Source organism: Nostoc sp. ChiVER01 (genome assembly GCF_034531155.1).
Classification (GTDB): Bacteria; Cyanobacteriota; Cyanobacteriia; order Cyanobacteriales; family Nostocaceae; genus Nostoc.
This window is the reverse complement of record NZ_JAVRBS010000005.1, coordinates 188,485-202,353: the sequence shown is the minus strand read 5'-3', so window position 1 is coordinate 202,353 and position 13,869 is coordinate 188,485. Positions and strand designations below refer to the sequence as shown.

The following is a 13,869-nucleotide window of genomic DNA, read 5'->3' as shown; positions in this document are numbered from 1 at the left end:
ATCCCGATTCATCGCGTTTTTACCCAAGGATGTGTTGCTAAAAAACCCCACCCCTAAGATAGGGCGGGGTTGTTACAATGACTAAAGCTATTTAACCGTAGATAATATCACTCAAATTGCACAAGCGATCGCCCCGATACAACAATAAAACCGACAGAATCAAGTCTAATTTGAGGCTGACGAATTCCCTCTAAAATGGCTGCATTTAAAGCAGTTTCTATCTGCAATTCTTCAGCTAATGCATTATCCCAACTTTGCTGATTCAGACGCAGCCGTAATTGTTCTACTCTATTAGCTAATTTCTTTTCGGCGACCTTAGCACAACTTTGGCATAAGTCAATAAAATCGGGACGATTAGAGAGTAATTCTGAAGAAGTATTACGCACTTGATAGCAAAAATTTTGCCATTTACTAGGGTCAACAAAATCGTCAATAATTCCTAAGCGTTCTTTTGCCAGATTGTAGTCTCGTCCTTGATTATTGTTTTTATCTTTATATGGACGTTGCAGAATACTTAAGAGTGCTTTATCTTCAACAGTGCGTATTGGCTCCTTGCGACCATCAACATAGATAGTTTCTATAATTGGCGGAAATAGAGCATCAACACGTCGCTGCAAGTTTTTGAATTGAGAATTATCTAGTTTGTTATCTAGTAAAACTTGTTTGGCAAGTTTTAAATTTGCCTCGACTACATAATTGCATTGGAAACCGAACCATTCCTTCCCTTCTTTAGAGTCCCAAGATGCATCAGTGCGCCACATAGCAAAGGCTTCACCTCGGTCATCCCAGTTTATATAGTTCCAGAGTGCTTCAATAAATCCTTCCCCAACTCGAAAGAGTTTAATACCAGGATTCTGGTTTGCTACCCTGCGATTATAAGTACCAAATTGGTCTAGAGAACTCTCAGCAAAACGGTTTTTTAAGTCATTTATGGGAACCAATGTCCGTGTTGTCGGTTGATAACGTCGCATCTCTGATGAATCTGGATTATTGAGTCCTCTAAATCCCAATGCATCACAAATCCAGCCTTCAATTGCTCGTTTAATTTCTAAATGACAAGCATCGTAATTATCTAGCTCTTGAAAATACTCGGTAGCAATTTCATCGTTAGCATCAATTTCATCTAGAGCATTTTGTTCGCTAATTTTTGCTATTTCAGCTTCAATTTGCTCTTGAATTGCCGGAATCATCTCTAACAGTCCAGCAGCACCTGATTGAAACAAAACTGTTTCTAATTCTGCAAGTTTTTCATCTACATAAAACTGGAGGCTGGCAATTGATTGTTGGAATATACCAAACCCATCTTTTAATACTTTATACCAAGCATTGTGAGGGCTGTCTTCCAAATAGGGGCCAATTAAGGCACTAGATTGGATGCCAATTTTGCTGCCAATGCGGTCAAGTCTGCCAATTCTCTGTTCTAATTGATTAGGCGACCAAGGAAGGTCAAAATGAATTAACCAATCGGCAAACTGGAGGTTACGCCCTTCTTCTCCAGAGCGATCGCATACTAAAATAAAGCAGTTTGGGTTATTCTTGAACCTATTTAAGCCTTCCTCAACTTTATCTGGTGGTTCTCCCAATTGATGGCTGGCTACTGTCTCTGCACCAAAGCTATCAGATAAATACCGGACGATTTCGCCACAAGTTTGCACAAAACTGGTAAATACAATAAATTTGGGCAGAATATCGCCAGTAATTGGTCTTTTAATTCTCTGCTGTATCCTGGTGATGAATTCCTTTTGATTTTTCCGAACGTTTGCAGGAATTTTGAAGTATGTACCTAACTGATTCAGTAGCAATGTTTTCAAACTTTCCGTCCGTTGTCCGTCCTCTTGAGGTTGACGAACAATTTTTAGCAAGGATTGCAGAATCTCTTCTTCGCCTGAAAATTTGGGGGTTGTAGTTAATAGGCGAATATCATCTTCTTTAAACTCGTGGATTAGTTTAGCATGAGGTTTACCAGTTAACCGGGCGGTAATTACCTGCTCTAAAATGCCCAACCAAGTACCAGCAGCTAGGAATAATAACAGAAAAATTCGCTGATACTGCTTTTCACTAGGAGCAACATTACGCCATTGATTGAGTAGTTCGTGGATATCAAGCGATCGCTCGTCTAAATCATACTCTTCTTTCGGCGTAAAATTGCGGTCAAATATCACATCTTCCACCGCAGCGCGACGGTTGCGAAGCATTCGGCGGTGTAGTCGATAGATATCGCTGACATGGACGCGAATCGCTTGCAGGATTTGCTCTTGCTCGGTAGAATTTGCTGGTGAATTTTCTAAATCATCCGCCAGCTTCAGTAAATACTCATCCTCAGCAAAGAGGTTTCGTAGTTGCTGCAAATTGCTTTTGAGGACAGCAGGCTCCGCACCTTCTTTAAAAGAGAGCAGAACTTTACCAATTTGCTGACGGCTGGCAACTTTGGCGCGAAAACCTGCTAAATCACCAATTTTATAGGTTGTTGGGTCGAGCAAGTGCAACATAGCCAGAAAATCTTGCTCGTGATTGAGAACAGGAGTGGCAGATAATAAAAGTAAGCGATCGCTTTTATGAGCAAGTTCTTTGCAAGTCTGAAAACGTTCGCGTACTGCTGCATCCTTAGAGGTTGCCATTGCTGCAATATGATGGGCTTCATCTAAAATTAAGCAGCCTATCTTCGCTTTCAGGTTGATTTTATGAATATCTTCAACCGCCAACACCGCTACCCGTTTGCCAAAATGGGAAATGTAAAACTTATTTTCTAACTCAAGCCGCCATTGTTTGAGCAAATATTGCGGAACTAATACCACCGCATTTTTTTTTGGTTCATCCAGAAGGAATTGACGCAGAATCGCACCTGCTTCGATGGTTTTTCCCAGTCCCACCTCGTCTGCTAGCAAGTAGCGTTGAATTGGGTCTTCCAGTACCCGCCGCACAACTTCAACTTGATGAGGATAAAGATTGATATTTGCCGAAATCAGTCCCGTCATCCCGCGACTGACAGCGCGTTGCTTAATCAAGGATTTGACGAAAGCCAATCTTTTGTCGTGGAAGTAGGGCGTTTCGTGACCCTTCATCGCCAGAGTTTCGATGGGGTCAGTGTTTGGGAGATTACAACGAACGTAAATGTCTTCTTCAGTAGCGATCGCAGTTTTCTTATCTGGTAAATCAATTTGATACATTTCTGTATCTTCATCCCAGATGAAAACTCTGCCAACTATCCATTTATCCTGGGTTTGGGACTTAATATAGCATCTAGCTTGTGGTTCAAGCCTGACTTCAGAGAGAGAACTTAAAGGTAAAGTTTTTTGCAGACGTTGCCCTACAGAGCAGAAATACTCAACGTTCGCATTGGTATCAAATATTTCCGTAACTTTTCCTATACCCAAAGAGTTATTCTGGGACTGTACCAATAAACCGAGCTTAATCATAGATCCAGTCCCCTGAACACACTAAAAGAACCTTCCAGACTTGTTTGTTCGCCTATATCTGGCAGTTTTGTCGATCAACATTATAGATAATAAACTGGCATCACAGTTTTTGTTATAGCGATCGCCATAGCCCAAGGGTAAGGGTTTAAATTCCTCTTTACCCCCTTGCTCTTTAACCTTTTTCCAGACCAAAAGGAAGATTGTTAGGCTTATCCGAAAACTATTACACAACCTCCAATTAGTAAAATCAGCCCAAACGTTGATTTTCGTTCTAAAAGTTTACCTAAGCAGTAGCATTTTTAAATACATCGGGACGCATTGGCATTGCATTACAAGGTATTGCTAAATTCGCTACAAATTAATGAAATACTCTACTTAGGTAATTATGTGGTGCAATATAGGGCAATACGGTTCAGTTAACGCTAAAATCCTTTGTCAAAGTCAGTTTTTTTGAACGTAGACGCTTCTCTACGAGACGCTACGCGAACGGCTTGCCGCAGCCTACCGCCAAGGACGCAAAGAAAAAAAGAAATGTTTAACTGAACTGCATTGCAATATAGAACTCATATTTGATTGCGTGAAAAAGTTCAGTAGAACTCAAACAGGTTTCTTTACTGTTGCCTATTGCCTGACTATGCAAATAATTCACGTTTTGGCTTGATAACGCCACGATACAATTAAGATGAAGTAGTTTTATTTAGTATGAAGAAAATCAGAGACAACACAATTAAGTTAAATCAATATTTAAAGTTGATGGGTATAGTGCCAAGTGGAGGCCAAGCCAAGCTGATGATTCAAGGTGGTGATGTCCAAGTCAACGGTATGCTAGAAACCCGACGAGGGCGGCGACTAGTGCCAGGTGATAAAGTGACAATAGCAGGAAATACTTTAGAGGTGAATTTGGACAACAATGAAGACCAAGACGTAGTAATAGATTCTACCGAAGAAATCGAGTAAATAATTGTTATCTTAAATTTACAAGTTCCTCTTTTCCCTTGTGATTAATGCTGCAAATTTCCAACAAAGTTATTATCCCACAGAGTGAGATTGAAATTAGTGCGATTCGTTCGCAAGGAGCGGGAGGTCAAAATGTGAATAAGGTTTCCACAGCGATTCACTTGCGCTTTGATATTGCGGCTTCATCATTACCCAATTATTATAAAGAACAGCTTTTAAAGCTAAACGATCGCCGCATCACTCAGGACGGAGTTGTTGTAATCAAAGCGCAAGAACACCGAAGCCAAGAAAACAATCGAGAGTCAGCTTTGAAACGACTTCAAGAACTCATTCAAAGCGCAGTTGTAGTGACGATAAAACGCAAACCCACGAAACCAACTCGCAGTTCTCAAAGAAAGCGCCTTGACTACAAAACTAAGCGCGGACAGATTAAGTCTAACAGGGCAGAAGTCACCGATTATTGATTTATAAAATATACCAATTCTCCAAAAAGAGGTAACAGATATAAATCACGAAAGCCTTACTGCATCTAAGTTTCTTAATTGCGTTAGCGTAGCGGGGCGTAGCCCATTATGAATTGCGAATTGCGAATTGCGAATTGACATTAGACTTTGGCAATCAATTTTGTTGCAAAATCTTCCCATAGAACTAAGACTAATTCCTTCTATTGACTGTAGTCAATATCATTACTTAGCTGGTTAGCTTGAGAGTAGTAACTATTAAAGGTGAAAAAGATGAATAAGACATTACTAACAATTTTGATGCTTGCACTCTTACTCTTATTCATCATCTCTCCCTTTGCTGCCCTTGCTAGTTTAATGATAATAGTGTTCGTTTCGGCGTTTTTCTCTATATTAGGAAACTTATTTCAAGTAATAATTGGTGGTGACACCGATCCTAAAGGGTCATAAAAGCAAAATTTCCAATTGAAGATAGAAATTTCACAACTATTGTGATATTACATGAAAAAGCCGCTTGCAAGCTGCGATCGCTTTGGCGGCTTTCTTAGTTTACACTCCCTACAAGCGGCATTTGAGCTTAAAAATCAATTTTCATCTTAAAAGAGATACTACCAACTCGATTGATTATCTCACTGTTAGCAAGAACTTCCCAGCCAAATCGTTTATATAAACCCACGGCTGGATTTGTTGCTCTTGTACTAAGTGATATTGATGGATAAGATGTTTTAGCTGCTGCTAACAAATGTGTGAGTAACTGCGTTCCTATACCTTTATTTCTATGTTGAGGAAGAATAGCAATAGCTAGTTCAGGAATTTCGTCATCAACATAGCCATATCCTTTATTTTCACCTGTCAATAAACGCAGCCATGCCGTTCCTACTGGTTGATTACTACTTTTCAAAATAGCGACAAAGCCGCTATCATCTTTACGTCCCCAATCTTTAACATATTTTGCCAAATCAGGATTATTCATTGCATCCTGCACTGTCAAATTACCTTCTTCTTCCAGATGGGCTGCTTCGTAAAGCATTTGCCAAAGAAAAGGCTCATCTTGCTGTGTGAGTGGACGAATAGAATAATCCATAACTCATCCCCCAAAGTTCGCTTTTGTAAAATTTAAGATAATTTACTCAGTGGTGTGGCTAAACCGTCAATGCTAACGAGATTTTTCTGCTGTTGATATTCTCGAACTCCCTCTTCACCTTTTTTACTAGCCCAGTTTACTAAAGTCTCGCGCTCACCTTGATATTCATAAAGTGGTACGCCAAAACCACAGGAAGTCTGTATTTTTTCAATGTCAGCGACGATAATTTGACGAGTTCCAGGCATCGGTACAAACAAAGAATACAGAGAGTCCCAATCTGGAGAACTCGGTAAAATAGTCTTTCCTTGACCGTAAAGACGTAATATACAGGCGGGTTCCTCAAAGGCGCAAAACATGAAGGTTATTCGCCCATTTTCTTGCAAGTGTGCCGATGTTTCGTTACCACTGCCTGTAAGGTCTAAATAAGCTACTCGGTTGGGAGAGAGGACGCGAAAGCAGCCTAAACCTTTAGGAGACAGGTTAACATGACCTGTAGGACTCAAGGGTGCAGAGCCAACAAAGAATAGGTGTTGGGCTGCAATAAAGCCTTGCTGTTCCTCAGTAATACAGTCAAAAACTTTAGCCATAGACTGTCTGATATATATTTACTAATTTTCTATCTTCTCAGCCTATGCCTTAGCTAAAAATCTAGCAAGGGCTAACTGTTGGTGTTTAAGGGAGTGGGGAGTTAGGAGTGAGGAGTTAAGAAGTGTTACCTTTGCATATACCGACTAGCCATTTGGATGGCGTCAGCGATATCGACATCACCATCGCCATCAGCATCCAAGAAGGAATTCAGTACAGAGTTACCGCCAGCTTGGGGATTTTGAGCATTTGCACCTGATTGCAAAAAATTCAGTACTAAAGGTACTGCTAAAGGCAGCAATTGTTGAACTATACCAGCATCCAATCCAGTGCGCCCGGCAGCAACTTGAGCTACCTGTTGTTGTATCTGAGGAGAAAACAACGAATTGACGGCTTGGGGGTTAGGTGAAGTCCCAGCATATTGATTAACTAGACTTTGTGCAGCTTCATTACCATCTGTGGCTTGCTTTTGTTGTAAAGCAGAACGCACTTGACTACCGACAATTGACAAAACTGATTGGATGGTAGAAGGGTCTGTGCCAGTGCGATCGCTCATCTGTTGTACACTGTTAACGATACTTCCCAATTGACCTAAGCTGCCTTGTTGATTGGGATTAGCAACGGCACCAAGAATTTGATCGAAAAGTCCCATAAGTTTTCTCTCTTTGTTCTGAAAAAGCTTGCCAAAACTGGCGTAAGTCCACTAATAAATTAGAACACGCGAGCTTCATAGTGAACGAATAAAATTTTAAAAGCTACTAGCTTAAGGATGATAAATCGATTAAGCGATACCTGCTCTAGGCAGAGCCAACACAAACTCTGTACCTTGATTTAACTCAGATTGGCAAGTAATTTTACCCTGATGTTTTTCTACCACAATCTGATGTGCGATCGCTAGCCCCAAACCAGTACCAATACCTCGTGGTTTGGTTGTGAAAAATGTATCAAATATCTTTTTCTGATTTTCTGGCGAAATACCAGAGCCGTTGTCTGCAATTCGCACTATCACCAAATCATTCTGCCAACATTCTGTAATAATGGTAATTTCAGGCATAAATTCGAGATTATCAGCCGATTTTTGCTCCAAAGCATCAATGGCATTGCTAAGAATATTCATAAATACCTGATAAAGTAAGCCTGTGTAGCCTGGAATCGGTGGAATTTCTCCATAGCTGCGAACAAGGTTAATACGATTTTTCAGGCGATTGTTCAGAATCAATAGTGTACTATCTATACAAGCATGTAGCTCTACTAACTGCGCTTCCCCGTCATCTAAACGAGAGAAATCTTTTAAACTTCGGACAATTTCTCGTGTGCGGTCAGTACCAATTGTCATAGAGTTGAAGAGTTTCGGCAAATCTACTTCCAGAAACTCCAAATCAATTTCTTCTGTTAAAGTTTGCAAAGCAGTGGAAGGATCAGGAACTTCAGCTTTGTATGTTTGTAGTAGCGATAATAAATCGTCAGTATAGGTTTTCGCGTGTATGAGGTTGCCAGAAATGAAATTTATCGGATTATTAATTTCGTGAGCTACACCAGCCAGCATCCGTCCTAAACTAGACATTTTCTCACTTTGAATTAGTCGGACTTGGGCCTCGGCTTGTTGTTCTTCTAAAAGGTGCTTCACCTGTTGAATTAGCTGGTTAAGGGAGCTAGTTAAGGCCCCTACTTCATCTTCTGTGGTGACAGGCGCTTGCAAGTCAAAATTGGCTTCTTGGGTAACTCTTTGGGCAATCTTTGTCACCGTGTTAATGGGATGGGCGATGATTTTACTTGTGTAGAAAGCCAGAATAGCAGCGATCGCCACTGACAGCAGCATACTACCAATAATAATCTCAGCTTGCATGAGTGCAGCCTTTTCTTTGGCTACATCAGATTCCTCTTGGCGTTCTTGAAGTGTTTTGGTAAAGTTGGTTAACTCATAGGCAAATTGATAATACTTGAGAGCATCCTGACTTTGACTGAATTTCGAGATTAATTGCTCTGCTTTTATAGCCGCCTCTGGCTGTGAACTTAATGGCAAAATTTGTTGAATCAGCGACCTGAGTTGTTTAAAATATACGGCTGTCCGGCTGTGATATTTTTTGAGCAGAGCTTGTAAATCTCCTTGCGAATTAGTTTGACTAAATTCTTGTGCCTGAGAAAGTAATATTTCCGCATTCGCTAGATCGCTTTTAAAATTAGAAATTCCCCTTTGCAACGCTTGCGGTTGTTGTAAAAAAGGCACTATTTGTTGCTGGTGGATCTGTATTTGCAACAGTTCTCCTTGCAAACTACTTAACAAGCTTCCCTCTTCATCTATCAACAGATGATGTTGTCTGGCTTGTTGGAAATAGCGATCGCCTATTATCAACCCCGCCGTTGTTCCCAATACTGCAACTCCCAAAGCCAATCCGTACCCACAAAAAATTTTTTGCCGAATACTAAGCTGGTGGAATTTTTGTTGAACCCAGTTAAAGTATCTAAATTTAGGTGTCGCAGTCATGGCATAACTCGCTGTTGAATGTTTTTAGTAGGCGGTTTTTTATCAAAAACAAGAAATCCAGCCGCAAGTGGAACACAATTTGATACAAAATGCGCTCTCAGTTTATCAAAAAGGACTTTTTCTACCCTGGTCAAAAATACTGAAAGTATGAAGATTAGCAGTATCTCTCTTCTGAACAATATCCCGCTCAGAACTGAAGTTCCAGGCTGATAGCGAAAGTCCACGCTTAGTGGACTTGGGCTATAAGACTCGGAATTCATTCCGAGGCGGGATAGAAACGCAGTGCGAGGTTTAAAATTTTGTTAGTCAAGCAGATGAGCGTTCTTGGTTGAATCAAAAGCTGCTTCTTACTACTCTGGTAAAAAATAGTGAAACTATTAAGATTAAAAGCATCTGCCTACTGAATACCCACTAATCTTTCCCAGCCATGCCCCTGTCACGCATAGTAACGCTGATTGTTGGTCTGATCGTCATTTTGGGGCTAGCCCTATGGCTAATTGATTCCCTATCGCGCCTCTATTGGCAATTGTCTTATTCGCCGTTACTAGGCAATTTGCTGCTGTTGCTGCTGATTGTCCTCATTGGAGCGTTGGTTGCCGCTTTTGTCTATTATGTATTGGTGATTCAAGCTGGAGAAAAGCGATCGCGCCGTAACCCAAAGCGAGTAACTGCGGCGCAAATTCCTGCTGGCAAATCTGATGCTGCTTCTACAACTCTCCAAGCTGTGCGCCAACAGGTAGGGCAAATTCAAGATGAAGTAGCACGCCAAGCTTTATTAAGTAAATCGCGGGAGATTGAAGCAAACTTAGCACGGGGTGAAATTCAAGTAGTGGTATTTGGTACGGGGAGTGCTGGCAAAACTTCCCTAGTTAATGCGATTATGGGACGCATGGTCGGTCAAGTAGATGCACCGATGGGTACAACTCAGGTTGGAGAAACCTATTGTCTACGGTTGAAGGGATTAGAACGCAAGATTTTAATTACCGATACCCCAGGAATTTTAGAAGCAGGGGTGGCGGGAACGGAACGGGAACAAATGGCCCGAGAACTGGCCACAGAAGCCGATTTACTCTTGTTTGTGGTAGATAATGACTTACGGCGCTCAGAATATGAACCACTGCGGGGATTAGCAGAAATTGGCAAGCGATCGCTTTTAGTTCTCAACAAAACTGATTTATATACAGATGAAGATAAAGAATCCATCCTTGCAAGGTTGCGTCAACGGGTACGGGGATTTATTGCTACTAATGATGTGGTAGCGATCGCTGCTAATCCCCAACCTGCACAATTAGAAACTGGCGAAACCTTCCAACCGGAACCCGATATTGTCCCTTTGCTGCGGCGCACGGCTGCTGTTTTACGCGCTGAGGGTGAAGATTTGGTAGCAGATAACATTCTTTTACAATCTCTGCGATTGGGAGACGAAGCCCGAAAACTCATCGATGGCCAGCGTCGCCGTCAAGCTGACAAAATCGTAGAACGCTTTCAGTGGATTGGTGCTGGTGTGGTATCAGTTACGCCGATACCAGTGGTAGATTTGCTGGCGACGGCTGCTGTCAATGCTCAAATGGTTGTGGAAATTGGCAGAGTTTACGGCTGTGAATTAAATATGGAACGGGGACGAGAGTTAGCCCTTTCTTTAGCGAAAACCATCGCTAGTTTGGGCATTGTTAAAGGAGCAATTCAATTATTATCTACAGCTTTGCAACTCAATGTTGCTACCTTTATTATTGGGAGAGCAATTCAAGGCGTGACAGCAGCTTATTTAACGCGAATTGCTGGTAAAAGTTTTATTGAATATTTTCGTCATGACCAAGATTGGGGTGATGGTGGAATGACAGAAGTTGTGCAGCGACAGTTTCAAATTAATCGCAGAGATGAGTTTATTAAGGCTTTTATTCAAGAAGCGATCGCACGGGTAGTGAAGCCATTACAAGATAAAGCTGAATTAGTCGAACATGATGAAGAAATTAATAATTAAACAATTCAAAATTCAAATATTATGCGGGTAAAATTCAAAATTAAAAGATATGAATCAAACAGCAACTATTGAAAACACATATTTAAAGTGTGTTAGGGTCAATTTTTTGCTGTTGTAATTTAGCTAAAATGTTTTGCAATTGTTCTTCTGGCGTTAAATATCTACTATTATTTTCGTCATACCAATATAGCCATTCCCGTGTTTTTTCTTGATAGGTTCCTCTTTCAATTCCAATACCTAAACCAATTTCAGGCATCCAGAGTTTATCTCCTGGTTGTAAAATGTATTTACCCTCAACTAAACGGTAAACTTCTAAACGTTGTCGCTTTCGTCGCAAACGTGTTGGAGCATAAATTACATAATACAAAATACCTAAGTTGGCATCATCTATTTTCTTTTGTTCGTATTCACCGTTGTAAGTTTGAGAAACAACCTCTAAAGCTAAAATTGGCACAATTCCATCTTCTTCCCAAAGAACATAACTAGAACGTCCATTTTCTCCAACAAACCGTTCTACACCCAAGCTGAGAAATCCATCTGGAACAATGGCAGGGTTACTGGGTGTATAATAAATTCCCATGTTAATGCCGAAAAACCAATCATCACGGTTTTGCCAGATTAAAGCTAAAGTAGCTAATAACAAATTAGGAACTAATATTTGCAGTTCGTTATCCACAGGTGTATCATCAGAATCTGGTAATTCTACCGATGAAGGTAGGCAGTCTAGCGGATTGTAGTTGAACATAAGTAGTCCTCAATCCCAAAATCAAAATTTAAACTTATTTGCTCATAACTCAAGGGTAACTCAGGTTGCACATCAGACATTTTTGCTTGAATTTCATCGAAAATAATCAATGAAATAAAAGATACGAATTTTAATAAAAAATTATATTTCATTACGCAAAAATACTTAAAAATTAAACTTATATTCCAGTATCAAAAATTTAGTCATTTATTTCTAAAGTATTCCGGAAACAGGTGGGAATGGCAGGAAAAGTAAATAAAAGAACTACTGAGTAACCAGGCCATGACCTACCACATAATCGGTAAATTACTACAAGGGCGTTACCAAATTATCCAAAGCCTGGGTGCAGGTGTATTTGGACAAACATACATAGCTGTAGACGTAGATTATCCAGAGAATCCCAAATGCGTTGTTAAGCAGATTAAAGTTAATAGTTCCGAATCTGGCTACTTGGAGATGCTGAGGTTACTGTTTCAGGCTGAAACCCAAACCCTCAAGCTTTTGGGAAGCCATCATCAAATTCCTGAATTTATCGCCTGCTTTGAAGAAAACGAGCGATTTTATTTAGTCCAAGAGTGGATTGAAGGACATGCGTTGGCTGCGGAATTGCCCATAGATCAAGAATGGGGGTGTCTGTGGAGTGAAAGAGAAGTTGTAGAATTCCTGATAGATGTCTTAGGTATTCTGGAATTTGTTCACTCTCAAGGGGTGATCCATTGCGACATCAAACCGGAAAACTTGATTAGACGTAATAGTGATGCCGAACGCAAGTTAGTTTTGATTGACTTTGGCTCAATCCAGTCTATCGATTTTGGCATAGGTGCAGAATTGCCCATTCATAGAATTCCTGTCACTTCATTGGGGTATATACCACCAGAGCAATTTATTGGAGAAACACAGCCCAACAGTGATATTTATGCTTTGGGTATGATTGCCATCCAGGCTTTAACTGGCTTAGAACCACTCAAATTAAAAGCTGATCCTTATACTAATGAAATTGCTTGGCGTTCAGAAAACACGCCAGTTAACGATTATCTAGCTGCTGTTCTCAGCCAAATGATCCGCTACAATTACCAAGACCGCTTTCAGTCTGCCAGTGAGGTGCTGCGGGTACTCAAACAAATAATATGGGAACAGCCACTAGAAATATTAGAAGCAGATGATGAATTCCCTATAGAAGCGGCGATTGAAAATAATAATTCTACATCTGGAAATTCATCTCCGTTATTAACAGGAATGAAAGTAGGACTGGCGGCTAATTCTTTAGTAATGGGATTTGGTGTATATTCTTTAATTAATGCTGCACCTGCATACTCAGAAACAGAAACTTTATCTAAAGCTACACAAGAATATCAAGCAGGAGATTTAGAAGAAGCGATCGCACTTGCTAAATCAATTCCCTCCCACAGCAATGTTTATCCAGAAGCGCAAGCCACAATTGAAGAATGGCAAGAGCAATGGCAAGTAGCTGCACAGCAATACCAAATAGCTCAAACAGCTTTCCATGAGAGCAAATGGTCAGATGTTATTCATGCAGTTGCGAAAATTCCAAATATTTCATATTGGCAATCTAAAACAGATAAATTAGTTCAGCAAGCATACATCAACATTGAAGCACAGACGCAAGATTTATTAACAAAAGCTTACGATAGTGCCGATACAAAAGATTTTTCTGCTGCTTTACAATATCTGCGGCAAATTCCTAAAGAAAGTCGTGCGGGTGCTTTAGTTCAAGACAAGTTAGCTGAGTACAATCGAAAGCGCCAAATTAGAGCAGCTTACTTTTTACAGAAAGCCTATAAACAAGCATTTGTTGGTGATTTTGATCAAGCTGTAAAATTTCTCCGAAAAATTCCCAACGATACTCTAGTTTATGCTCAAGCTCAAGTCAAATTGAATGAATATACTCAAAAACAACAACTACTGACTAATTATCAAAGTGTTGCTTCTGTAAAAAGGAAAGATTCATTTTTCTCTAAAAACTCAGCCACTAATATTGAATATATTCAAGGAGGAAATTATTTGCAAGAGGTTAATATTCGCTAGTTACAGCAATTTGTTGATTCATAGACTAGTTAGATATAACATAATACACTTGGGTTAAGGATTTTTGGTATTGATTTTAGGTATGTAGAGATGTTGCTTTTCTTCGTCT

Annotated in this window: 11 protein-coding genes; 5 read left to right on the top strand and 6 right to left on the bottom strand. The window is 40.2% G+C overall.

The features are described from left to right. Positions 1–107 precede the first annotated feature (107 nt). Positions 108–3,416 (bottom strand): protein DpdE, encoded by a 3,309-nt coding sequence (gene dpdE, locus RMY00_RS09410; protein ID WP_322647278.1) that lies wholly within the window; start codon positions 3,414–3,416, stop codon positions 108–110. A gap of 702 nt (positions 3,417–4,118) precedes the next feature. Here dpdE and RMY00_RS09405 point away from each other — a divergent pair. From RMY00_RS09405 to RMY00_RS09395, 3 genes are all read left to right on the top strand, one after another. Next, positions 4,119–4,373, top strand: coding sequence for an RNA-binding S4 domain-containing protein (locus RMY00_RS09405; RefSeq protein ID WP_322647277.1), 255 nt, complete (start codon positions 4,119–4,121; stop codon positions 4,371–4,373). Positions 4,374–4,420: 47 nt separating this feature from the next. Further along, positions 4,421–4,837 (top strand): alternative ribosome rescue aminoacyl-tRNA hydrolase ArfB, encoded by a 417-nt coding sequence (gene arfB, locus RMY00_RS09400; RefSeq protein ID WP_322647276.1) that lies wholly within the window; start codon positions 4,421–4,423, stop codon positions 4,835–4,837. Positions 4,838–5,107: 270 nt separating this feature from the next. After that, positions 5,108–5,284 carry a hypothetical protein gene (locus RMY00_RS09395; protein ID WP_322647275.1) on the top strand — a complete coding sequence of 59 codons (177 nt, stop codon included), beginning with the start codon at positions 5,108–5,110 and terminating at the stop codon, positions 5,282–5,284. A 127-nt stretch (positions 5,285–5,411) separates the two neighbouring features. On the opposite strand, the gene RMY00_RS09390 is transcribed toward RMY00_RS09395, so the two are convergent. The 4 genes from RMY00_RS09390 to RMY00_RS09375 all read right to left on the bottom strand — a co-directional run bounded on the left by RMY00_RS09390 (position 5,412) and on the right by RMY00_RS09375 (position 8,988). Next, positions 5,412–5,918: a GNAT family N-acetyltransferase gene (locus tag RMY00_RS09390; RefSeq protein ID WP_322647274.1), complete on the bottom strand. Its 507-nt coding sequence runs from the start codon at positions 5,916–5,918 to the stop codon at positions 5,412–5,414. A 32-nt stretch (positions 5,919–5,950) separates the two neighbouring features. Beyond that, on the bottom strand, positions 5,951–6,505 hold the full coding sequence (locus tag RMY00_RS09385) for a pyridoxamine 5'-phosphate oxidase family protein (RefSeq protein WP_322647273.1): 555 nt from the start codon (positions 6,503–6,505) through the stop codon (positions 5,951–5,953). 125 nt (positions 6,506–6,630) lie between these two features. Then, a complete protein-coding gene (locus tag RMY00_RS09380; RefSeq protein ID WP_322647272.1) occupies positions 6,631–7,155 on the bottom strand; it encodes a DUF937 domain-containing protein in 525 nt (174 codons plus the stop codon). A gap of 129 nt (positions 7,156–7,284) precedes the next feature. Next, positions 7,285–8,988 carry an ATP-binding protein gene (locus RMY00_RS09375; protein ID WP_322647271.1) on the bottom strand — a complete coding sequence of 568 codons (1,704 nt, stop codon included), beginning with the start codon at positions 8,986–8,988 and terminating at the stop codon, positions 7,285–7,287. A 427-nt stretch (positions 8,989–9,415) separates the two neighbouring features. Between RMY00_RS09375 and RMY00_RS09370 the strand changes: the two genes are divergently transcribed. Continuing rightward, a complete protein-coding gene (locus tag RMY00_RS09370; protein ID WP_322647270.1) occupies positions 9,416–10,969 on the top strand; it encodes a GTP-binding protein in 1,554 nt (517 codons plus the stop codon). A gap of 82 nt (positions 10,970–11,051) precedes the next feature. Here RMY00_RS09370 and RMY00_RS09365 read toward each other — a convergent pair whose 3' ends face one another. Continuing rightward, positions 11,052–11,714 carry a Uma2 family endonuclease gene (locus RMY00_RS09365; RefSeq protein ID WP_322647269.1) on the bottom strand — a complete coding sequence of 221 codons (663 nt, stop codon included), beginning with the start codon at positions 11,712–11,714 and terminating at the stop codon, positions 11,052–11,054. A gap of 282 nt (positions 11,715–11,996) precedes the next feature. On the opposite strand from RMY00_RS09365, the gene RMY00_RS09360 reads away from it, so the two are divergent. After that, entirely contained in the window at positions 11,997–13,760 is a 1,764-nt protein-coding gene (locus RMY00_RS09360) for a serine/threonine-protein kinase (protein WP_322647268.1), read from the top strand. Positions 13,761–13,869 lie beyond the last annotated feature (109 nt).